Source organism: Lentibacillus salinarum, from assembly GCF_042679865.1.
In the GTDB taxonomy this organism is placed as follows: Bacteria; Bacillota; Bacilli; order Bacillales; family Amphibacillaceae; genus Lentibacillus; species Lentibacillus salinarum.
In genome coordinates, this window is sequence record NZ_JBHTNH010000029.1 from 152,072 (window position 1) to 173,706 (window position 21,635).

Below are 21,635 nucleotides of genomic sequence, written 5' to 3' on the forward strand. Positions count from 1 at the left end.
ATGGATGCCTGAAACTTATAAATGGCTGAACTGGGAGGAACGTAACATGGACTTTAAACGGTTCAGAATCCCGTTATATATTATGGCTGCACTGTTGTTCGGGGTTAAAACTTATATCATCTATCGTTTTATGTTTAACCTGGAATTGGAAAACAAAATGCAGGAATTTATTCTGATCATTAATCCACTTGTTTCGGCGTATTTGATTTTCGCTATCAGTGTCTGGTTTAAAAAGCCATCACGGCAAATGGGCTTTTTGCGTTACACGGCATTGATCGGGACACTGATTGTCTATTTTAATCTTGTGTTCTATCGTTCATTTGATGACTTCATTACAGCACCACAATTATTCCAGGCGAGCAATATGGGAGATCTGGGATCAAGTATTCTGACACTGATTGAAGTATATGATATTCTATTTTTCCTGGATGTGGCCATTATTTGGTATGTAAGCAGGACAAATCCCACAACCATGTCAGTCAGTTACCAAAGGAGCGGGAAAGTCTTTGCCCTGGCCATGTCCTTCCTCCTCTTAGCGGGCAACTTCTTCCTGGCTGAAATGGAACGACCGCAGTTATTCACAAGGGCGTTTGACCGCGAGTATCTGGTGAAAAACATCGGGTTGTTCAATTATCACGTTTATGATGCAGCTGTTCATTCTAAGGTGAAAACACAGCGGGTGTTTGCGGATGGGAATGAATTGCCGGCGATTAACGACTATGTTGATGAGGAAGTCAGGAAAGATGAAACGTCACCATTATACGGTATTGCCGAGGACAAAAATGTCATCTTCATTACATTGGAATCGCTGCAAAGTTTTGTGATCAATAATGATGTGAACGGAGAAGAGGTCACGCCGTTTTTAAACAGTTTAATCGATGATGAGAGCACGTATTATTTCGAGAACTTTTATCATCAGACAGAACAAGGGAAAACATCCGATTCCGAATTTCTGGTCGAAAATTCACTCTATCCGTTATCCAGAGGTGCCGTATTCTTTACACATGGACAAAATGACTATCATGGACTGACAGAAATGTTAGGGGAAGAGGGATATTATTCAGCTGCCTTCCATGCGAATAATAAAAGTTTCTGGAACCGCGATCAAATGTATGACACGCTTGGTGTTGATCATTTTTATGGTGAAGAGGCCTATGAAGTCAATGAGGAAAATTCGGTTGGCTGGGGATTGAAGGACAAACCATATTTTGAACAGTCCATTAAGTACCTGCAATCAATGGAAGAGCCATTCTATTCACGATTTATAACATTAACCAACCATTTTCCGTTTGAGCTCAGTGAGGAAGACAGGTCCATTGATAAATATGACTCAGGATCCAATACGCTTAATCATTTCTTTCCGACCGTCCGTTATATGGATGAAGCGGTGGCGCAATTCTTTAAACAATTAAAAGCAGCCGGGCTGTATGAAGATTCCATCATCGTTTTAATGGGTGACCATTACGGTATCAGTGAGAATCATAACAAAGCGATGAGTGATTATTTAGACAAGGATGAGATTACGCCTTATGATCATGTACAGTTACAGCGCGTGCCCATGTATATCCACATACCGGGCCATGAAGATGGTAAGGTTATCTCAAAAGTCACCGGCCAGATTGATGTAAAGCCAACAATGCTGCATCTGCTGGGTGTCTCTAATGAGAATGATATCTATTTCGGTAATGACATGTTCATTGAAGATCGTAAAGGCTATATCGGGTTAAGAAATGGCGACTTCATCAGTGATGACTATATTTCGGCCAGAGGCGTCTGTTACGAACGCGAGACCGGGGAACCTGTCGAACAGGGGGAAAACAGTGAAGAAACGATAAATATCGCTGCCGGTAAGAGCGATGACCCGTGTGGCCCAATTGAGAAACAAGTGGAAACAGAACTCGAATTATCCGATACGATTATCTATGGTGACTTGTTCCGTTTTACCGACTCTCAGGGCGTAAGTGTTGAATAACATAATGACCAAATAAAAGCTGATCCGATTGTGACCGGATCAGCTTTTATTTGGTATTAAGTATGATCGTCAAGGGCATTGGCTTACGCTTGATTTCCGTGATTCCGGCCTCCGTTAACAGCATTTGAGGCGAGAACGGGTGTTTACATACTGCCTATTTCTGAAATAATGGTGGCAACCGAGAAGAAACCGAAAACCAATACGGCTACGGCTGAAAAACCAAGTGCGAATAAATTTTTAATTTTAAGCTGCCGAATGACAGAAACGATTGCCAATAAAGCAACAAGCAAAAAGAAAATTGCTAAAACCATTTGTAATACAGCCTCCTTGTCAATGTAGCACATAAAACCTATCTGTATTATTATGTAGTCAACTGTTTTCTATACTTATTTTATAGTATAGAATGGATTTTGTCGAGGCAAATCCTTATGAATTCGGCAACTTATTTTGAATGGAGGTATCATGATGAAGTTGAAAAGGATGGAAGCAGGCCCGTTGGGTACAAATTGTTACATTGTACATACCGGTGACCATGCATTAATTATTGATCCAGGCGGGGATCCTGAAAAAATGATCGACTATTTAACGGAAGAAAAAACTGAACCGGAAGCTATCTTGTTAACACATGCCCACTTTGATCATATTGGGGGTGTGGATAAATTAAGATCCTATTACCATCTTGACGTTTATCTGCATGAAAACGAAGCTTCCTGGCTGGAAAATCCAAAAAGCAATGGCTCATCACTGTTTCTTGGAAATGACATTGCCACAAATCGTGCTGAACATCATCTCTATCCCGGAAGCATGCAAATCGGAACAATTCCATTTGAAGTCATTCATACACCAGGTCATTCACCGGGGAGTGTCAGTTTTGTCTTTCATAACGATCGGTTTGTGCTTGGTGGGGATGTTCTATTCAATCAGGGTATCGGACGAACCGATTTGCCTGGTGGCGATATGGATCAGCTGGAACAGACAATTCGTCATTCACTGTATCAATTGCCGGATGATTTTGTTGTTTATCCGGGGCATGGGCCGGAAACCACGATTGGGGATGAAAAGCAGCACAATCCTTTTTTTCCGGCCTAAGCAAAACAAAATGTCAGCCATTCCGTGATGGCTGACATTTAGGGGGATGTGCTCTGCTCTTTTGTTGGTTAGGGATAAAAGTTAAGCTACTTTCTAAGTATAAACGCCTGGTTTACAACATGTCAACAGTGAAAACCAAAAAATTAGAAAAACCCTGCTATGTTTATGTAGGCAGGGTTTTTCCGGTTATACGCAATATTTGCTGATTAATGCCCGAATCCCGGTACTAAAATGAATTCGGAATACCAGGTAAATCCGACAAAAAATATTGTACAATAAGCTCCGAATAAATACATATACATACGTTCAGATAATTTCAGATAGCTTACTGTCAGGAAAAAAGCCGTTTGAACGAGGAACAGCAATGCTACGTTAACCATGTCACCAACATAGAACATTACCGTAATGATACCTGTCCAAAAAGCAAGGACCCGAAACATACGATCCATGTTTTCCCCTCCTTTAGATTAACCTTATAACATTATTATAAACGACCTGACACATAATGTAAACGAATCACGTTAAACAATTGAAAGGTTCGCCACGTAACTGCAGTTTTCACAGCCGTTGAACATATTCTCCGTCTCGATTAATTCGACGTCATCAAACATCGATTCAAACATTCCCTCTAAAAAGGCATGATGCATGCGGCAAACCATCCCATGATGCTGGGAAGCCATTTCCTTGAAAGGGCAGTTATTGATTTGAAATGACACGTTGCCAGTATCTTCGTCATAGTTAAACGCTGGATACATGCCAAGCATTGTACCGGCTTCCTCGAGTATAGTCAGTTTATGCTCTCTCGTGGCATGGGCAGACGAAAGTGGCCGATTATATGCTTCCATTATGGTCGCACCATATTTATAACCGGTCTGATACAAAGCCTGTTTTCCGGGTTCACCCAATTCAACAAATGACTCCAGAGCGATTGATGCAAGTAGTTTGTAATCCCGATGTGGGAAATGAACGTCAACGACTTCATCTGACAGGCGATAGAGTCTGCTGGGACGGCCGCCTTTTCCAGTTTTTTTTGGATAGGATACTAACAAATTAATATCCTCTAGTTTGGACATGTGAAGTCTTGCCACATTTGGATGAATCCCAAATGCTTCCGCTATTTCCGTAACGTTTACCTCCTGATGGTTTTTAACCATGTACTGATAAATGCTAAACCTAGTTGGATCACTCAGCACATTGGTTATTTTAAATGTTTGGTCCATGCATACCACCTTACCCCATTTACTATTATTATACGCAATAACAATCATAAAATGGGAAATAGTACGGATTTGTTAGAAATTGTACACAACTTGGCGGTAATTATAGCCTGCAGCAGATCAGCCGGTTTTATTCAGAATTAATATCCAGCCAGTTCCGTATACTGTGTTCAGCGCCGTTATCAGTTGTGATCGTGAAATATAGAAGATACTGCTTGTCGTTCAGCAACATAAACTCGACAAGTACATGGCCATATGGTAGGTCATATGACATCTCCCCCTCCGTTTCAGATTCGTTCATAATGTCGTCCTTAAATTGTGTCCGGGCCATTTGCAGTAGCGTTTCGATTTTTAATTGTTCCGTCTGGTTGTGCGTAATGCGGATTTCATCTTGATATGAATCAATATTCGCTGTTATGATGATCAGTGCTAAAGCAATGACAAATAGCACATACGGCAAGATAAACCCTCGTTGGTTACTCGTAAAAGATAATGGTTTTTTCAAATTGATCACCGTTTAATGTTGTAATGGAAACGTGTATGCCATGTGGGGCAGGTCGAAACTGAACGTCCTCAACCTGCCGCAGAAACACTTCAAAACCTGTATCGTCAACGCGTCTAATAACTAGATCACCATGTTGCTCCACCGTCGTTGCCGTTCCGTCTGGCTGTCGGAGGGTCAATGTCGCCGGTTCAATCGAGAGATCAGCAGCTCCCAGGACTTCATCCCGCAAAAAATAAAAAAACTGGTTGACCGATAACTGATCATAGCTGGAGGTAAACGCCATTGTTGTGGTGAGATAGGTTGTAAAAGGGATTGTCATAAAGATGATGCTGATCATGAAAAGAACTGAAATAAAGGAAAACCCATTTTCATTAGTCCGGGTAGCCGTATAAGCAGAATTGGTCTGTACGATTCCTGTCATTATCCCAAATCACACATCCTTTCAACAAATTGTCCTCAGCCACAAACCGGAATGTGGCTTCAGAGCCGTTCACAATTTTTGAAAAATCATTGGGAACCGCCTTGGTTGATTCCCGCAAAAAAGGTTGCAGTTCGAGGTGCAATTGATGGATCATATGGCGTTTTTGCTGCAATACCTCCCGTTCGTTCAATAAAAGACTTGAAGCCGGTATGATAGTCGCGATGATCATCATTAGCAGGCTCACTGCGGCAAGGGATTCAATAAGTGAGAAACCTTTACTGTTTTTCAACGTAGCACCGTCCCTTTCCGAATGGGCAGACTATATTAAACGTTCCAGTTTCCGTTTTAATGGCGAACGTACCTGGCTCTCGAATGGTTCCATTTGACTTGAAGGAAATGTTAGGTAATGTGCGGCTGTCAATTGACCACCCTTCTGGCATCTCCCGTTCTAATAGCGTGGTCTTTTTAGTTGTCTTGATGGCATAATGTGTTTCATCAGGGAATGTAAGCCGGTATCTCTTTCTGGAGTTGTAGGCCATACTTTGCACATATAACAGATCCATTTCCAATGTTTGCAGGAACCGGTTTTCCGTCTGCTTATCAAGCATCGATACTTTTAGTGGTGTACTGATGAGGATTAATACCGACAAAACCGCCAAAACGAAAAGAACTTCGATAAGCGTAAACCCGTCAGGTTGATTCATCTATGAAACCGTGCCCCCATCGGATTCATAATCTAATTCGTTCCCATCAGGGCATTTCATCTGTTCTTCAGTTATATAGCCCTCTGATTCAAGTGCTCCCAAACTGCTCGGGTATGCATTATATTCAATATGATAGGCGTCTACTTGTGCCTGGACAACATTTACTAAAGCGCTACACCCCTTATCATAGACCTCGTCACTTTTATCACTCAAATTGGGGACAATCAAAATGATTAGCACGGAGATGATCATCAGAACGATCAGCATTTCAATTAATAGGGGTGATTACCCATGTACTTTAAAATTTTTTGTATGGTGCCAAGTATATGGGTCATCCTCAACAGGGATAGTGATTTCAATTGGTATACTTTTAAATACTTCAGTGATTAATATCAACTTATCCCTGTAAACAATCCCTTTTGGAAAGAGGGTACCAATTAATTGTGCTCTTTCTAATCCGGTTAATTCTGTTTCAATATTTTTGGCAATCTCCATGTATTGATATAGACTCTCATACGTAAATGAACTGGAATCAATAGCATCTAATTTACGATTTAATTTAGCCAGTGTTTCTTCTTGTACTTTTATTTTAGCGTTAATCGTTTTATCTTTTTCCGTGTACTTAGATTTTTTTAAGTCACCAGAAAGGTATATGTCCAACAAACGATCAAGTGAAGCATTAAGATCAGAAATGGACTTTTCAAGTTCTTTTATCTCTGACTTTAATTGATTAACTTCTTGTTCATCATATTCGATTTGAATATATTTTTTAGCTAATTCCTCGCTTGTGAGAACGTCTTTTAAAGCCTTCATGATGTTCGCATCAAAACGAACAGTATTAATGCTTATGTCGCACGTATAACCATATTTAATGCTAGTTTTTCGTCCATGTTTGACATAATAAAGGGGTCTACTTTTGATTCCATGTGTTTCAAGATTGATTTTTCTGCCACAATGGCCACATGTCAGATAAGTTCTTTTCAACATGTGTATATTTTTGGTATTCTTACGGCCAGCCACACTAAATTGTTTCCCACGATTGGTGCGCTCTTCCTGCAATCGATTGTATGTTTCTTCAGTTCTTAAGGGTTCATAGACAAAAGCTGAAATTGTATCACCTGTATTATGATTCTTTTCTTGGATACCATGAAAAGCTTTTGATTTAATTCTTGTTTGCACCAAATGTTCATTCCATTTTTTACCCGTTGGTGTTTTGGAGACTTCATTTAGCTTGTCACTTATCATTTTCATGCCCAACTGCTCATTCAGGTACAAATCATCAATAAAGGGGATAACCCATTTCCAATCGGGCTTTGCTTCGTATTGTGCAGTTTCACGATTGTACTTGTATTCAAAAGGGGGCTGACCCCATCCTTTACCCTCTCTTAATCGTTGGCGCTTACCACGCATCATTTTCTTCACAATATTACGTTTGTCGCGTTGCGCAATGAGATTTTTAATATCCGAAATGAAAACGTCATCTTCATTATCTAAGTCAATTAATACTCCTGGTTCAGCAATTTTAACTTTATTTTCCCTGAGTGTATCTTTCAGGTATTCCCAAGCAACAGTATCGAGTCGTGAAAGACGATCCTGTTCAATACATAAAACAACATCAATACCACCTTCCTCAACGAGATCGAGTAAAGCATTCAGCCCATCTTTCTTTAACTTCCCGCCCGATTCAACATCTATAAATTCATCAATTAACGTCCATTCTTTTTGAGAAATATAACTTTTCAATTCCTGCTTTTGTGCAGTGAGACTGAACTTCTTTTCCTGCAATTGTGTGGATACTCGATAATAATTTGCTACTCGCATAACGAATGAACTTCCTTTCTTACAATTTTTTCAGATAAACGACACTTCCTGGAATGCCATAAATCTTGCCTATTTCTCGAATAGAAAGGTTTGTATCTTTAAATTTATAAACCTTTTCATCATTCATTAACAGTTCCACTGCAAAGGTGTTTGCTTCAACTTCGATTTTATCTATTGAAAAAAGAGTTTGATTTCTTAAGAAGGGTGTGTTCGATCTTGGATGTAAAATAGCATGTCCTAACTCATGAGAGCACACAAAGCGCTGCATGTCGTCGTTTAAGTTAAAGTTGATAAAAATGTATTTATTTCTTCTATCGTATTTGTAAAATCCATTTATCTCTTCATGTAAATCCCACGGTATTACATGAATATTCATTAAAGAACAAATTTCAAATGGATTATCTGTCTTATACTTTTTTTCTATTTGATGGACGATATTTTTAATCCAAGTCAAACTTATCCCCCCGCACCCCTAATCGTTGTCTCTTTTATCTCTATACTTTTTAGGAATGTATTTTTTGTTAATGCGCTGTGTTTGTCGGACTGCATACTCCATAGCATCTAAAAGTGATTCTACCGCCTCCTCACTCATCGGTTCACCATCAAAATTTAATCCGTCACCATCTGTTAAGTCTTCTCTAATTTGTTTCATTCGTTTTGCAATGTCTTTTTCGTCTTTGGAATTTCTACCAGTGGAGTCATTTTTAATTCGTTTTTCTTCTATCATTTTATATTCCTCAAATGACATATTTTGTTTTACTTCATCGGGTAAATTTTCATATGTCATCCGTGAATTGTATTCTAAATCTGTTGTTTTAGCATGGTTTCCATAAAGAACATATTGAGTATATTTACTCATATATCCTTTAGGGTCATCCGCCCTTCCTAAAAGATAATCAGTTGTTACATCAAGTGTATCTGCTAAATCTGCTAGCATCTCGTTTGAAGGTGTACTATATCCTGTTTCGTAATTGGATATAGTTGTTTTTTTTGTGTTTACAATTTTAGCTAATCCTTCCTGTGTTAATTTGTTCTTTTTTCTTGCTTCTTTCAATCTTTTAGAAAGCATAATCAATGAGCTCCTTCTCTAACTAATAAGTACAACTTAATTGTACTTTATTTTCAACAAAAGTAAACATAGGTCCAAAAAAATCATACAAAAGTATTGACATCCAACATATTTGTATTTAAAATTAGACTAAATACCCAATATATTTGGACTAGGGAGGATCAATTTTGAGTAAAAATGAGAAATTAATTTTAGCTCGAAAGTCAAAGAAACTAACTCAGGAGCAACTTGCAAATCGTTTAGAATGTAAAAAAACGACTATAAGTAATTGGGAGAACGGTTACTCAACACCGAAGCTATCTGTTGCATTTAGAATTGCTAATATCCTAGAAAAGGATGTCAACTCTCTTTTTTTGAACAAAGGTCCAAATAACTCATGCTAAAAGTCAACTAGTTTGGATGTTTATTATGATAAATCGAACTGAGTAAGAATTCAAATTTGTCTTTCCTATGTAAGAGGAATCCGAGTGGGAAGGAAATCAACAACTTATTGTGGAGTTCGACAAAAGGCCAGTAAATTCCTATTAGAAATAAATAAATCAATACAAAAGAAAGAAGGTGTAAGTCATGGTTCTGCCCATTGATACTGATCTACTCAAAAAAAGAGAAGAGATACCAATTAAATTAGCCGAGTTATCTTATGTAGATTCCGAAAAAACTATCAATCTATTAAGAAAGTGGGGAGAAAAAAATTCACCCATAACAGTATTGCACAAAGAGCTGAATGATAGTTTAAAAGACATAGACTCAACACCTAAAGCTGTCAGCTTGAACTAATAAACATAGAAAAAAGGTGATTCCATGTCAAAATCGCTTCAACTCCGAGCTAATTATAAAGCACGTATTCACGAACTGGAAACAATGCTACCGGATGGTGCAGATAGTTTAAATGGGGAGGTTGGAAATGAAGACATCATGAATTACCTACATAGACGACGTGTGCAGGACGGACTAACAAACTTAAGAACAGCATGTGACTTCTTGGGCATTAGACGTGGTGAAGCAGTGCCGCGTCAATGGCTGGAAGAACTGACTGATACAGAACAGCAAGTATTCCTGGATTACTTTGAAAATAGAAAAGGCTATACCGAAATTGGTTCCCTAATGGGACTGGAGCAAATGGAAGTCAAGAAAATCTTTAAATCATCGCTTCAACAAGTGATGAAACAAGCTGGGAGGGATTAAAGTGTCGGTTTATGCAGTTCGTTGTTTTACTGGAAAAGAAATAGAAGTGAAGGAAATGCTTAAATACACGCTTGAAAAACAACAGTACCATGTTGTGAAGGCGATTCATGCCTTTGAGACATTTACACAGATGTTCAGAGGGAAAGATACTGCAAGAAAAGAAATGAAAAGCGCAGTGCCTGGCTATATATTTGTGGAAACCAATGACCATCTTCCTCTCATGCGTAAAGAGCTTTGGCACTTAATCAAAAGCATTCCGAAAGTCTGCCAGATTTTTAGAAATGAGATACCGGAGGAAGAGATGGACCATTTCTTTGAAATGTGCGATGTTGAGCCGGATATTGAAGTTCGTTTGAACCATGATACGCAAACAGAAGAACAAAAGATTGCAGCCGAACAGGAAGCTCTCCACCAAGCAAATGTGAAAGGCGAGCAAGTTGAAACAGATATAACCGAAACAACAGTAGATCAAGTTCACAATCTTCAGGAACAAGCAAAAGGCGACTGTGCATTGAAACGCATGATTGGACGTTGTAAAGCGTATATCCAACGTAAGAAAGAAACATTCGTATTCCCGTTTTCCCTATTTCACGAAACACGTGACCGGGTTGACCCGAATAAGCAAATGACAGTCCAGGAATTAACAGATGGAAATTTCATCATTCCGCAGTTAGTGAAAACATTGAAAATGGAAGTAACACTACAATGACAGAAGAAATCTACACTGGAACGGTAAGTAAGATAATCTACCGGAATGATGATTTTCTGATTGCAAGGATCTCGGGAGGCAATCAGGAGTCAATTATTAAAGGGTCTATTTTAGGCGTAAAACATGGAGAAGAAATAACGGTTTACGGGAATTGGGAATATCATGCAAAGTACGGGAAACAATTTGCAGTTACACGTTGGGAGCGACCAATGCCAAAAACGGATGAACAGGCTATTGCCTTTCTGGCTTCTCCCTTAATCAAGGGATGTGGTGAGAAACGAGCTAGACAGATTGTGGCCCACTTAGGTACAAATGCACTGGAGATAATTGCTGATGAAGGTACAAGTAGCCTTACACCAGTTAAAGGAATCGGTAGGAAGAAAGCACAAAAGATTACGGACAGCGTTGTATCGACTTTTGAAGTGCAAAAGATCATCGGAAAACTTCTGCAATATGGAATCACTGCCAAAATGGCAATGAAACTATATAAAGAGTACGAGTCTAACGCTGTTACAGTCATTGAGGAAAACCCGTATAAACTGACAGAATTAAATCTTGTCGGATTTCATAAGGCTGATGAAATAGCAAGAAACATGGGGATTACACCTTTATCCGGATTCCGTATAGACGCTTGCGTACAGTTTGTGTTAAAAGAAAAATGCTTTCAGGCAGGGCATTGTTATCTGCCGGAAGATAAACTGATTGAAGAAACATTACGATGCTTGAACCATAACACCGATGAGAAAGTAACAGAGAATGAAGTGATACGAAGCATTAGCAACTTGGAAGAAAAACGTATTTTGAATGAAAATGGTTTTGTTTATCCAAAGTCTTTGTACGAAAATGAAGTGAATTTATCGTGGAAGCTCACAAAAATGCAAGGTTCCACCCGTGGCGGAGCTGTGTCTTCTGTCGAAAAACACATCAAAAACTATCAAAAACGGCATAATGTAGTCCTTGCAGAAAAGCAGCGTGAGGCCATTAGAAAATTGTTTGAGGAAAACTTGCTTATTCTGACCGGTAATCCCGGAACAGGTAAAACAACCGTTATTCAGGCTATGATTGAGATTTATAGAAAGCTATATAAAAAAGATGACATTGCCCTTTGTGCGCCAACCGGTAGAGCGAGCCGTAAACTGGCAGAAGTGACAGGGCATGCAGCGTCTACCATTCATCGTTTAATTGGCTTACAACCGGGAGAAGATCCCGAATATAGTGAGGATAATCCCTTGCCTGACCAGTTAATTATCATTGATGAAATGTCAATGGTTGATGTTCGATTAGCTTCTAAACTTATGGCAGCCATTCATAAAAACGCTAAAGTGCTGTTTGTCGGGGACGCTGACCAGTTACCGAGTGTTAATCCTGGCAATGTCCTGAAAGACATGATAGAAGGCGGTATTCCGAACGTAAAACTAACCGAGATTTTCCGGCAGGCACAGGAAAGTCAGATTGTGACGAATGCTCACCGTATTAATCAAGGGCAGTCATTAGTGGTGGATGAAAACAAAAACGATTTCTATTTCATTCATAAGGAAAATCCGAAAATGATTGCTCATATGCTCGTCAAAAGTGCTGTACGCTTTGTAGAGCTGGGCTATGCCTTGGAAGATATATTAGTCCTCAGTCCGATGAAAAAAGGTCCAATCGGAACAATAGCGTTAAATGAAGCCTTACAGGAAGCGCTGAATCCTGCTGGTTCTTCCAAAAAGGAATGGAAGAAAAAGAATACCATCTTCCGGCAAGGGGATAAAGTCATCCAAACCAAAAACAACTACGATAAAGACGTGTTTAATGGTGATATTGGTACCATCGAGGACATCAAGACAATTAAGAGTGATGATGAAACCATTGATGTCATGATTTGTGATTTTATGGGTGAGGAAGTGGAGTACACCAAAGATCAACTCAATGAATTACAGCTGGCTTATTCGATCACCATTCACAAGTCCCAGGGTGGACAGGCTCCTGTCGTAATTATTCCGGTATCCACCAGTCATTACATTATGTTGGCAAGAAACCTCATTTATACCGGCATGACAAGGGCTGAGGAACGGATGGTATTCATTGGTACGAAAAAGGCTATGCATATTGCTGCTGGCAACAATAAGGTAGCGCAACGGAATACAAAACTGACTGAACGAATTACAACCAGTATCAATAATAAATCTATTGCAAAGCCTGCAAGGTAATAACTTTGCAGGCTAACAATTGTTCTCTTAAAACCTCAAGTAAAGAGAGTTCCCAAAGAGGTTTGATTATAATGTGTGTTTTAGACACAAAATGCTGCGACGGGAGGTTTTTGTTATGAGTGAAAGATTAAAATTAAAATGTCCATCTTGTCATTCAAATTTAAAACTAAGTGAAGGATACACAGGGTGTGATTGGAATTGCGAAAAAGGTGAAGGTTCTAATTATGATTGGGAAATTTCTCTTGATTGTACAAATGATCGCTGTGCTTACGTTTTTGCTCTTGGTCACATAAAAGAAATAGGGGATTTTAGTCCAGCTATCAATAAACCGTATGAAGTTTAGTTCATATTTCTATGATTATACGTTTTAGACATATAATTGTGAATTGAGGGGTACAATGCCAAAAAAACCTGTAAAACTTAACGAAGTCAATGAGCAGGAGAAAAATGCCAATGACATGGGATATGGACTATACAAGATTAAGGATACCAATAAAGCTCCATTTGGGCAGATCATATCAGATAATATCGAAACCTTGAGACAGCATGACTATTTAACCGGGAGCGATAAGATATTGTTGTTTGATATAGAGCCTTTAATTGAAATGAACAGTAACATTTTGGTTAATAAGGAAACCGGTGGTTTTATGACCATTTCTGATATTGGAAAGTATTTGGGAAAGAATGTTAGTCATACCAGCACAGTGGTCAATCGCTTAATTAATAAAGGTATTCTGTTTGAAATGACTAATACGCAGGAAATTAAGCAATTCGGGCGTTCTATTACACAACGTCCGATTTTTATGAATCCGGAAATTATTTATAAGGGTAATCGCAACGAAATTAATGCATCCCTTGCAAGATTAACCATGAATCTTGATCCGTTTGAACGACAAAAGATTCATATGCCTTGGAAAGTATGGATGGCATTAAATGCACAGTCTGGAAAATTATATAGGCGAAAAACGTACTTAAAATATAAGAAAAGTTAGAGGGGAATTTAAAAAATACCGTTTTAAAGGGGGGAGTATCTAAAAGGGGTATTGGATTTTTCCAATACATGTATTGGGTTTTTACAATACCCTAAAGTGGCTAAAAACCCTATCATATCAATTTTTGTGGGATTTTAGCTACTGGTGTCCTTTCTCACTCTCTTAGTATACAATCTACAATGCTAAAAAATATCGTCTAAAAATTGAGTATGTAAAGAAAATATACACCTTTTTCAATACGATATTTTACTTTAAAACCGCTTTCCATTTCAGGAGTGGTTTTTATTATGTGTGAGATAGTTAGCTTGCAATTTAATATAAGTGAGATCAGAAAAGCAGATAGAGTATTGAGGGGCTGATAACTACTGGCGGCCGGGGATATGATGTTGGGCCACATAACATATATGCTTACCAGCTCAAGAGAGTGCAACGTCTCTAATAACAGGTATTACAGACAACAGCAATTTGAGGGATTGAGCGAAACTGGGAGGGATTGAAATATTGCCTGGCAGAGATTGTTCCAGTCCCTTCATTTTGTTTGTCATGCTCTTACTATTTATAGAATAAACAAAATTTATTTTAAAGGGAGGGAAAACAAATGACTGATAGCGAGCGCAAGACCGTAGTGGAGTGGATCAAGGCAAGTACGAGGTACAGCCAGGGGTATCTTGATAAATTATCAGATGAAGAAATCGAAGACATATACGTGGAAAAAGTCTTGAGAGGCGGATTTTTGTAATGTTGGCTATGCTGTATGAATTTCATGAAAAAGGGAAAAAGGCTGGGAGGTGATATGCTTAGTTGATATTACTTGCCAGCCTTTGCTTATGATAAACGTCAAAACTATGTTTGGACACTCTATTCCGGGTCGTCCATTATGCTAAACCAGAAAGCATCATCCTTTGGGTATGGCTCCGGATTACCGGATGACTCAATCATGAGCAGCCATTTGCTTGTGTCAAAGTCACTCATCGCTTGATGAATTAAAGTCAAGTCTTTCTGCGGATTGCGAAAAACTAATTCATCCAATCCTTCGACATGTATACCATATTCCGCCCAGAGTGGTTCTAAGGATTGAAATTCCTGATTATGCGGGATGTGAACATGAGTATCTGTTGATAATACCTCGGTGGCGTCAGGATGTGAAACGATATGTGCCGGACCATCCATCAGTTGTGTGCACATATCTAGCATGATGTCGGTCATTTCCAGCTTGTCACCGCAAAAAAGGCAGGTATAACCGGATACTGATAATGTTCCGAGTTCACGTTTTGGGAAACTTGTGGTTGTCGGGAATGGCGCAAAACCATTGATGGCAAGTGTTTCTCTTTGATTTTGTTCACATTCCCGGCAGCCGATAATAATTTGGGATTCACGTTTCGTCATAAAATCACTCCTTTACCTTGTATTCTATCGAAAACGGTACTCGTTGGAAAGCCCATTCACTAAAAGGGGGTGAAATATAATGAAATTATTACCTTCTCGATACTTACAGTAAACAAAAGATTAGTAGAAGCAAGACAAAAAAAAGTGACATAAAACAAAGGAGGAAAATGAAATGGAAAAAATTCTTTATTATGTAGAACCACAAGACAATTTTGAGGCAGAGGGTCGTCGTTTCTACAAAGGAGAAAAATATCCAGTGTCAAAGAACAGGTATACAGGTATAGGGTTGATTTTCCAAAACACTTCTGCTAAACTATTAAATATAGTTGACAAATCCATCAGAAACCAGTTTGTGCAAAAATAAATGCAACTCCCAAAAAGCCTGTTATGACGGGCTTTTTATATTGGATTTTTTAGGAAGGAGGGGAAAAGACGGTGCCTGAAACAAAATCGGAAAAAAATCAGAATAACAATAAATCATCTGATCAACTAGAAAAAATGTTACAAACCTACATCCAGGTGGATGAAAGTGAACAGGAAGCCAGGTGGCTGAAAGGGCAAGTGTTGGATATCATTTTAACCAAACAACCTGTATCAAAGAAATGGCTATCCTCACAATTGGATGTTAGCCCGGCGCAAATAAGAGTATTAGTACAAGTCTATCAGGCATTCCCGGAAAAACAATCCCGCATACAGGAGTTGAGTTGGTATCATCACCGTGTTGCGGCAAACTCACCTGATCCAGCATATTATATCAGGGAGGCGAACGCCAAAGAACTCTCCGTCAGAGAGATGAAAGACATCATTTCTCAGGACAAGAAAGAGGGAAACCGTTGTAAGCAAATGGGTGACGAAACAAAGAGAAAGAAGATGCGGAAATTAGAAAAAACCATAGCAATAGGCGTGCAAGGACAGCTGCGGGCACTTTCAGGAAAGGGGATGATTTAATGACCTATTGTGACAGTTGTGGCAGCAAGTCATTGGAATTGCATATAACCCGTGATCAAATGTTTCAACAATGCAGGCGTTGCGGGACAGAGTTTCCCCTTCAAAAAAATAAACGAAATGAAAGGAGGAAAACTTCATCGAATGGACGACACATAGTCTCAGCGGAGTAGTAGCCGGTTTCGCACTAACAGGAGGGGATTGGAAAGGGGCAGTTGCCGGAGGGATAGCTGGCATGCTTCCTGATATTGATGAACCCCGTTCCCATATCGGAAGACCGTTTTTCTTTTTGTCTATACCCATCAATCAAATAGTAGGACATCGAACCCTAACCCATTCGTTATTATTTACGTTGGTGTTAGGGTTAATTTTATGGCCATTTTTATCATCAAGTGTTGTACTTGGAACAGTTGCCGGCATACTGGCGCACATTGCAGGGGATATGGTGACGGGAAAAGTGAAATTCCTGTATCCCCTTAAGACGTCTATCGGGATTCCGGTTTCCAGATTCAATTATCTTCTGATTGATCGCATAACACGTTTGGGATTAGGGGTGATCGTTTTATGGGTGGTCGGCAGCTGGACGTTTAGTTATTTCAATTTTAAATTTTAATAATAATTGAGGTGAGTAAAATGCTATTTGCAGCAATTGCGGGGGGCTTTATGAGTTCCTCGCTATTTTTTTTGAGGGGATTACCTATATCAACAAAAGTCCTCTGTTTCACACTAACGTTTATCGTCTTGTTTGTATTATTTTGGCAAGTTGAACAAAAAATGATGAATTTAGCACCGGGAGGAGGGATGAGACTGTTATGAAATCATCAGTATTCAAGATTTTGATTGCGCTTGTGATTGCTGCGGCAGCTGGCGGCGGTTACTTTGTCTACGCACAACCACCTGAGGGAACAACGGTGTATATTGCCGGAGAGGACATAACGAAAGGACATGAGATTGACGAAAGTATGATTCGCAAAATGACTGTTCGTTCCGATGTGAATGTACCGGTCATTGATATTCAAAACATGATCGGAAAGCAAGCAACAAACAATATTCAACAGGGAGAATGGATCACACCGGCGGTTGCTACAACGGAAACCGATAGCAATATGAGCCGTTACACGTTAACATTACCTGCGGTTCAAGCAGGCGGGCCTTTACTTGAAGCGGGTACAGAAGTGAATATTTGGGAGAATGCAGGCGATACAACAGAGTCCCGTAAGATACTTTCCAATGTACTGGTATCAGAAGTTGTAGCTGGTGAAGATGCAACCGGCGGCGAGGTAACAGTGGTTTTGGCATTGGATGAACAGGATATTTCCGTGGTTTCAACTGCACAACAACGCTCAGGCGTCTTCTTTACGACAGGAAGTGCTGCACAATGATGATAGCCGTTTGGTCAGCTAAAGGAGGCGTCGGAACAAGTGCACTGACACTGGGATTAGCAAAAGCCATGCAGGAGGATAATCCTGTTCTCATGGATTTCAACGTGTTCAGTCCCACACTTGCCGCACTGATGGGATTGGAAGATACACAGTATGGCCTTGATCGTGTTTTTTTGCATTCAGATGCAGAAACGATTGAAAAAGCACTGCACGAAAATTGGGTACAACAAGAAGGATTTTCTGTATTGCCCGGTGTGCAATACCCGCCAACAAACGACATAGGGCACACTGAATTATTAATGCGGACAATAAAAGAGGCAACCAAAGACCAAACGGTTATTGTAGATGCCGGTTCAGGTGTTGCCCATCCCTTACAAAAGGAATTGTTGCTACGGGCGGATGTCATTTTAGTAGTTGTAACACCATATCTCATGACATACCACAACTTATGGCGGATGTGGCAAAACGACTTTTTCATTCCGTATGAACAAACCAAAAAAGCAGGACTCATTGTGAATCAGTATCAAGGCTCCGTAACATCCAAGGATATTGCAACGCTGACAGACTTGTGGCTTGCCGGTGACCTGCCGGTTATGAAGAAAATGACAGATGCCTTAAATCAGGGGAATCTGGATGAAGCGTTTCCAAAAGCCTTTTTGAAGAAACTGAAAGACATTGGGGAACGGTCTACTAGCCGTATGGAACAAACCAATACGATGGTAAAGCAGATTGAACCATCATCATCCATAGAAACAAATGACACAACTGAAACAAAAGTGTTTTCTTATGAACAACGTGAAGAACCGGCTGAATGGGTAATGCCGGATTCATGGGGAACAGAATCACCTGAATCAAATCAAGAAAAATGGACTTATCCAATGCCGGACAGAAAGGAGGAGTGGCATTTTGAATCATGATTTAGACCGTATTGCCGATAAAGTAAAAACACGTATGGCTGAAACCGGTGACGATATGCAGAATCAGTTATTTCGACTGGCTCGTGCAGGAGATCGGACATCAGCCGAGGGTGTACGTCACCGCATATGGAATGTTGTCCGTGATGAGCGCATTATGGCCAGTGGCTTATCACCTGATGTACTTGTACAGGAAATTTTCAAGCGCAATTGGGGACTTGGCCCGGTACAGAGTGTTTTTGATGACCCCGGTGTCAACGAAGTATGGGTGAACGGTCCGGGAAAAAATAATGTGTGGATCGAACGGAAAGGACAGCGTATGAAAGTTGATGTTGCGTTTCCCGATGACGATGCTATTCGTGAAGTACAACAACGGGTGCTTTCGATGGAAAATCAGGAGCTCAATCAAACCAATCCGATCGTGGAATCCAAAATGCTGGATGGCACACGGGTGACACTAACCTGTCCGCCGGAAACGTCACAACGGACGATGACACTAAGGAAACATAACACGATTGATATGACCGAGGATGAATATATCCGTCAGGGGACACTGGATAGGGAAAGTTCGGAACTATTAAAGAAATTAGTCCGGGGACGGAGTAATACGCTTTTGATTGGTGCAACCAGTTCCGGTAAAACGAGCATGTTAAAGTGGCTGACACAATTTATCCGGCCAAATCTCAGAGTGGGTGTATTAGAAGGCACATATGAACTGGCGTTGGATCAATTTTTGGCTGATCGCAACGTCATTTGTTTTGAGGAACAGCCGAGACTTGGCCGGACACTGATTAAACAGTTTCACACGATGCTCAGGGAGTCACCTGATGTGATTGTATTAGGGGAAGCACGTGGCGAGGAAGCCGATCAGATGATTAAGACGTTCCGCCGTGGTCATCCGGGTTCATTTGGAACGATTCATTCCAATTCACCGGAAGCTGCTATTCAAGACTTAGCTGACATGATTATGGAAGACGGACGTAATTGGGATCAGAAGTCTCTTTATTTACGGGTAGCCCGTTCGATTGACACAGTCGTTCAGCTTCATCTGGAACCGGAAACGGGTATTCGTCGCCTGTGGCGTGTGGCCGAAATCTATTGCCCAGAACTGGCGGAGGATGTGCAGTTTAACGATCTAATTCGTTTTGATTCGTTTAAGCAAGCGTGGGACGTAACACCAAACAATGCTTCTCAAGCACTCCATGAGAAACTGGAACTTCAAGGCGAACACCTTCATAAGCGAGAGGGGGTTTTCGTATGATGTGGGCATACATGGCCGTATCTGTCGTGATAGCGCTTTGTCTCTATGTTGCAGTCCGTATCTTTTTTGATGAGATTGTGGCACGTCGTCAAATCATGGAACGAGTAACCGGTAAAGCGGAAAAACAGGAAAAAGAGCCGGACTGGTTCCACTGGATTGCAACGATACGGGATACTTCCGGTTTTCATATGCCCTTTTCAAGGTGGCTGTTATTAAGTCTGCTTGGTTTGATTGTTGGTTTTATTCTTGGTGCGATATTACTGAAAAATGTGATTGTGGGTGTATTGCTTGCGGTGACACTTGCTGCCATTCCAACATGGCTTTTAAATTATTATGCGGTACAGTACCGGGAAAAAGTTGCTTCCGGATTAATTCCGGCTTTTGAAACATTTTACTCGGAATACACCATTACACGAAATGTACCAAAGGCAATGGATGTTGTCGCAAGGCAGGCTCCTGAGCCGACTAAGGATGAGTTCAGCCGGATGTCCAATGAAATTTACGCAGGTAATGCCGTCAATCAGGTGCTTGGTGGTTTCGCACGACGCATGAATAACCGTTGGGTGCGACTATTTACCGCCTTGTTGACCATGAAAGAAAATAGAGGGTCACAAATTGAACAGCCTCTTTTAAATATGATTGCGGAACAAAAGAAAAAACAGATGGAGGCCAAAAAAGATCGGTCTGAACTAGCACAAGTAAGATTAGTACATTTAATCCTGATGCTTGGCTCGATTGTATTGTTTCTGGTGAACCTTGTCATACGTCCGGATAGTTACGCATTCTTTACGGCAACAACCGGCGGACGTTGGGCACTTGTCTTTATTGTCGGCTCCCTTTTGATGAGTCTTGTCATCTTCATGTTGATGAATCGAAAGGAGTTGGATTAAATGGCAATCTATGGTGCAGTTGGCGTGATCGCCGGCTCTATCGGCTATATCGTATGGCAATTGCTGAACATACTAAACAACCTTCCACATAACACAAAAGAGCAGGAAGGGACTGAACGTATTATCCCTTATCCTTTTGGTTTAACACCTAAGAAGGCAGAAACCATACAAAAGATTGGCTTTTATACCGGTATTGTGGCCGGTATTTTGTTTTATTTTACGGGTGGCTTGCAACCGGCATTTATTGTATTTGCTGTATTCTTTTTTATGGGCATTGCGTTTAAACGGGTAATCGAATCTAAAGAAAAACGTGTTAAAAAGGAAATGGTGCAGGAATTACCGGTATTTTTAGATACATTTTTGTCCCTGTATCAATCGGGAGCCAAGATGGAAGTGGCCATTCAGGATGCTTTGGTGGTAACCAAACAGTTGCCTCATGCATTCCGGCCAGTCCTTTTTAAGTGGCAGGATCGTGGCGGCCCGGAGGAAGCACTAAAATCATTAGGAGACTTGGAAATTGCGGAGTTAAAGACATGTTCCACCATGCTAATACAAGTTGTCAGGGGTGGTGAACGGTCACTTGAATTTTTAAAGGAATGGAAAAAACAGTTGGCTGACATGGAGCATTTAAACAAAGAGGCAGGATCGGCAACCAAGCCGATCTTTTATACTGCGCTTTTATTTTTACCATTCGCCTCAGCCATTGTGACATGGTTCTATCCGTTCTTTATTCGAGCACTTAATATGTTTGAAGGGTTTTCAGGAGTGTTGTTATGAAAAAGCAAAACGGTTATTCCACGGTTGAATATCTAGTTGGTGCCGGTGTCGTTGCAGCCATTGCACTGGCTGCTTTTATTTACACATTACTTCCGGCAGCAGATGCAGTTGAAGAACATCAGCCTGATACCTATTACAGTGATTATTATCGGGCTGATGAAAGTTGACAAAAAACCTGAAAGGGGGAATGTCGGGAAGGATTGG

The 21,635-nt window shown here is 40.3% G+C and carries 30 protein-coding genes and 2 pseudogenes; 19 read left to right on the plus strand and 13 right to left on the minus strand.

Going from position 1 to position 21,635, the window contains the following annotated elements:
• The first annotated feature begins 46 nt into the window (after nucleotides 1-46).
• Nucleotides 47-1,972, plus strand: coding sequence for an LTA synthase family protein (locus tag ACFQ4A_RS15390; RefSeq protein ID WP_382402210.1), 1,926 nt, complete (start codon nucleotides 47-49; stop codon nucleotides 1,970-1,972).
• A gap of 143 nt (nucleotides 1,973-2,115) precedes the next feature.
• Here the strand turns inward: ACFQ4A_RS15390 and ACFQ4A_RS15395 are convergent, their stop codons facing one another.
• Entirely contained in the window at nucleotides 2,116-2,283 is a 168-nt protein-coding gene (locus ACFQ4A_RS15395; RefSeq protein WP_382402212.1) for a DUF2759 family protein, read from the minus strand.
• Nucleotides 2,284-2,437: 154 nt separating this feature from the next.
• Here ACFQ4A_RS15395 and ACFQ4A_RS15400 point away from each other — a divergent pair, with 154 nt between their 5' ends.
• Nucleotides 2,438-3,061 carry an MBL fold metallo-hydrolase gene (locus ACFQ4A_RS15400; protein ID WP_382402213.1) on the plus strand — a complete coding sequence of 208 codons (624 nt, stop codon included), beginning with the start codon at nucleotides 2,438-2,440 and terminating at the stop codon, nucleotides 3,059-3,061.
• A gap of 206 nt (nucleotides 3,062-3,267) precedes the next feature.
• Here ACFQ4A_RS15400 and ACFQ4A_RS15405 read toward each other — a convergent pair whose 3' ends face one another.
• The 11 genes and pseudogenes from ACFQ4A_RS15405 to ACFQ4A_RS15455 all read right to left on the minus strand — a co-directional run.
• A complete protein-coding gene (locus ACFQ4A_RS15405) occupies nucleotides 3,268-3,510 on the minus strand; it encodes a DUF2626 domain-containing protein (protein ID WP_382402215.1) in 243 nt (80 codons plus the stop codon).
• A 72-nt stretch (nucleotides 3,511-3,582) separates the two neighbouring features.
• Nucleotides 3,583-4,281 (minus strand): helix-turn-helix transcriptional regulator, encoded by a 699-nt coding sequence (locus tag ACFQ4A_RS15410; protein WP_382402217.1) that lies wholly within the window; start codon nucleotides 4,279-4,281, stop codon nucleotides 3,583-3,585.
• Between the two features lie 127 nt (nucleotides 4,282-4,408).
• The gene (locus ACFQ4A_RS15415) at nucleotides 4,409-4,738 is read right to left on the minus strand and encodes a hypothetical protein (RefSeq protein WP_382402219.1); all 330 of its coding nucleotides are present in this window, start codon (nucleotides 4,736-4,738) and stop codon (nucleotides 4,409-4,411) included.
• 16 nt (nucleotides 4,739-4,754) lie between these two features.
• Complete coding sequence (locus tag ACFQ4A_RS15420) at nucleotides 4,755-5,204, minus strand: competence type IV pilus minor pilin ComGF (protein WP_382402221.1); 450 nt, start codon at nucleotides 5,202-5,204, stop codon at nucleotides 4,755-4,757.
• Nucleotides 5,155-5,493, minus strand: coding sequence for a prepilin-type N-terminal cleavage/methylation domain-containing protein (locus ACFQ4A_RS15425; RefSeq protein WP_382402223.1), 339 nt, complete (start codon nucleotides 5,491-5,493; stop codon nucleotides 5,155-5,157). Before ACFQ4A_RS15425 ends, ACFQ4A_RS15420 begins: the two co-directional genes overlap by 50 nt.
• On the minus strand, nucleotides 5,480-5,908 hold the full coding sequence (comGD, locus tag ACFQ4A_RS15430; RefSeq protein WP_382402225.1) for a competence type IV pilus minor pilin ComGD: 429 nt from the start codon (nucleotides 5,906-5,908) through the stop codon (nucleotides 5,480-5,482). The genes ACFQ4A_RS15425 and comGD overlap by 14 nt, the downstream gene beginning before the upstream one ends.
• Nucleotides 5,909-6,175: a competence type IV pilus major pilin ComGC gene (gene comGC / locus ACFQ4A_RS15435; RefSeq protein ID WP_382402227.1), complete on the minus strand. Its 267-nt coding sequence runs from the start codon at nucleotides 6,173-6,175 to the stop codon at nucleotides 5,909-5,911.
• Nucleotides 6,176-6,193: 18 nt separating this feature from the next.
• On the minus strand, nucleotides 6,194-7,729 hold the full coding sequence (locus ACFQ4A_RS15440; protein WP_382402230.1) for a recombinase family protein: 1,536 nt from the start codon (nucleotides 7,727-7,729) through the stop codon (nucleotides 6,194-6,196).
• Nucleotides 7,730-7,748: 19 nt separating this feature from the next.
• Nucleotides 7,749-8,183, minus strand: coding sequence for an ImmA/IrrE family metallo-endopeptidase (locus ACFQ4A_RS15445; protein ID WP_382402232.1), 435 nt, complete (start codon nucleotides 8,181-8,183; stop codon nucleotides 7,749-7,751).
• Nucleotides 8,184-8,201: 18 nt separating this feature from the next.
• Nucleotides 8,202-8,408, minus strand: a pseudogene (locus ACFQ4A_RS15450) (immunity repressor protein); the annotation flags it as partial.
• Between the two features lie 216 nt (nucleotides 8,409-8,624).
• Nucleotides 8,625-8,798 (minus strand): annotated as a pseudogene (locus ACFQ4A_RS15455) (helix-turn-helix domain-containing protein); the annotation flags it as partial.
• 167 nt (nucleotides 8,799-8,965) lie between these two features.
• On the opposite strand from ACFQ4A_RS15455, the gene ACFQ4A_RS15460 reads away from it, so the two are divergent.
• From ACFQ4A_RS15460 to ACFQ4A_RS15495, 8 genes are all read left to right on the plus strand, one after another.
• Nucleotides 8,966-9,181 (plus strand): helix-turn-helix transcriptional regulator, encoded by a 216-nt coding sequence (locus ACFQ4A_RS15460; protein WP_382402234.1) that lies wholly within the window; start codon nucleotides 8,966-8,968, stop codon nucleotides 9,179-9,181.
• Between the two features lie 184 nt (nucleotides 9,182-9,365).
• Nucleotides 9,366-9,575, plus strand: a complete 210-nt coding sequence (locus ACFQ4A_RS15465) for a hypothetical protein (protein WP_382402236.1) — start codon at nucleotides 9,366-9,368, stop codon at nucleotides 9,573-9,575.
• 24 nt (nucleotides 9,576-9,599) lie between these two features.
• Nucleotides 9,600-9,983 carry a sigma factor-like helix-turn-helix DNA-binding protein gene (locus ACFQ4A_RS15470; RefSeq protein WP_382402238.1) on the plus strand — a complete coding sequence of 128 codons (384 nt, stop codon included), beginning with the start codon at nucleotides 9,600-9,602 and terminating at the stop codon, nucleotides 9,981-9,983.
• 1 nt (nucleotide 9,984) lies between these two features.
• Entirely contained in the window at nucleotides 9,985-10,692 is a 708-nt protein-coding gene (locus ACFQ4A_RS15475) for a transcription termination/antitermination NusG family protein (protein WP_382402240.1), read from the plus strand.
• Nucleotides 10,689-12,884, plus strand: coding sequence for an SF1B family DNA helicase RecD2 (gene recD2 / locus ACFQ4A_RS15480; protein ID WP_382402242.1), 2,196 nt, complete (start codon nucleotides 10,689-10,691; stop codon nucleotides 12,882-12,884). Before ACFQ4A_RS15475 ends, recD2 begins: the two co-directional genes overlap by 4 nt.
• 115 nt (nucleotides 12,885-12,999) lie before the next feature.
• A complete protein-coding gene (locus ACFQ4A_RS15485) occupies nucleotides 13,000-13,227 on the plus strand; it encodes a hypothetical protein (RefSeq protein WP_382402244.1) in 228 nt (75 codons plus the stop codon).
• 55 nt (nucleotides 13,228-13,282) lie between these two features.
• Nucleotides 13,283-13,876, plus strand: coding sequence for a hypothetical protein (locus ACFQ4A_RS15490; RefSeq protein WP_382402246.1), 594 nt, complete (start codon nucleotides 13,283-13,285; stop codon nucleotides 13,874-13,876).
• Nucleotides 13,877-14,474: 598 nt separating this feature from the next.
• Nucleotides 14,475-14,615, plus strand: a complete 141-nt coding sequence (locus ACFQ4A_RS15495; protein ID WP_382402248.1) for a BH0509 family protein — start codon at nucleotides 14,475-14,477, stop codon at nucleotides 14,613-14,615.
• A 119-nt stretch (nucleotides 14,616-14,734) separates the two neighbouring features.
• Here ACFQ4A_RS15495 and ACFQ4A_RS15500 read toward each other — a convergent pair whose 3' ends face one another.
• A complete protein-coding gene (locus tag ACFQ4A_RS15500; RefSeq protein ID WP_382402250.1) occupies nucleotides 14,735-15,262 on the minus strand; it encodes a hypothetical protein in 528 nt (175 codons plus the stop codon).
• A 172-nt stretch (nucleotides 15,263-15,434) separates the two neighbouring features.
• On the opposite strand from ACFQ4A_RS15500, the gene ACFQ4A_RS15505 reads away from it, so the two are divergent.
• The 9 genes from ACFQ4A_RS15505 (at nucleotide 15,435) to ACFQ4A_RS15545 (ending at nucleotide 21,598) form a co-directional block, all read left to right on the plus strand.
• Nucleotides 15,435-15,626 (plus strand): hypothetical protein, encoded by a 192-nt coding sequence (locus tag ACFQ4A_RS15505; RefSeq protein WP_382402252.1) that lies wholly within the window; start codon nucleotides 15,435-15,437, stop codon nucleotides 15,624-15,626.
• A 71-nt stretch (nucleotides 15,627-15,697) separates the two neighbouring features.
• On the plus strand, nucleotides 15,698-16,210 hold the full coding sequence (locus ACFQ4A_RS15510; protein ID WP_382402254.1) for a hypothetical protein: 513 nt from the start codon (nucleotides 15,698-15,700) through the stop codon (nucleotides 16,208-16,210).
• A gap of 136 nt (nucleotides 16,211-16,346) precedes the next feature.
• Nucleotides 16,347-16,820 (plus strand): metal-dependent hydrolase, encoded by a 474-nt coding sequence (locus tag ACFQ4A_RS15515; RefSeq protein WP_382402487.1) that lies wholly within the window; start codon nucleotides 16,347-16,349, stop codon nucleotides 16,818-16,820.
• A gap of 199 nt (nucleotides 16,821-17,019) precedes the next feature.
• The gene (locus ACFQ4A_RS15520; protein ID WP_382402256.1) at nucleotides 17,020-17,589 is read left to right on the plus strand and encodes an SAF domain-containing protein; all 570 of its coding nucleotides are present in this window, start codon (nucleotides 17,020-17,022) and stop codon (nucleotides 17,587-17,589) included.
• On the plus strand, nucleotides 17,586-18,506 hold the full coding sequence (locus ACFQ4A_RS15525; protein ID WP_382402258.1) for an AAA family ATPase: 921 nt from the start codon (nucleotides 17,586-17,588) through the stop codon (nucleotides 18,504-18,506). Before ACFQ4A_RS15520 ends, ACFQ4A_RS15525 begins: the two co-directional genes overlap by 4 nt.
• Entirely contained in the window at nucleotides 18,496-19,764 is a 1,269-nt protein-coding gene (locus tag ACFQ4A_RS15530) for a CpaF family protein (RefSeq protein ID WP_382402260.1), read from the plus strand. The genes ACFQ4A_RS15525 and ACFQ4A_RS15530 overlap by 11 nt, the downstream gene beginning before the upstream one ends.
• On the plus strand, nucleotides 19,761-20,654 hold the full coding sequence (locus tag ACFQ4A_RS15535; RefSeq protein WP_382402262.1) for a type II secretion system F family protein: 894 nt from the start codon (nucleotides 19,761-19,763) through the stop codon (nucleotides 20,652-20,654). The genes ACFQ4A_RS15530 and ACFQ4A_RS15535 overlap by 4 nt, the downstream gene beginning before the upstream one ends.
• On the plus strand, nucleotides 20,655-21,431 hold the full coding sequence (locus ACFQ4A_RS15540; protein WP_382402264.1) for a hypothetical protein: 777 nt from the start codon (nucleotides 20,655-20,657) through the stop codon (nucleotides 21,429-21,431).
• A complete protein-coding gene (locus ACFQ4A_RS15545) occupies nucleotides 21,428-21,598 on the plus strand; it encodes a hypothetical protein (protein WP_382402266.1) in 171 nt (56 codons plus the stop codon). The genes ACFQ4A_RS15540 and ACFQ4A_RS15545 overlap by 4 nt, the downstream gene beginning before the upstream one ends.
• The last annotated feature ends 37 nt before the right edge of the window (nucleotides 21,599-21,635 follow it).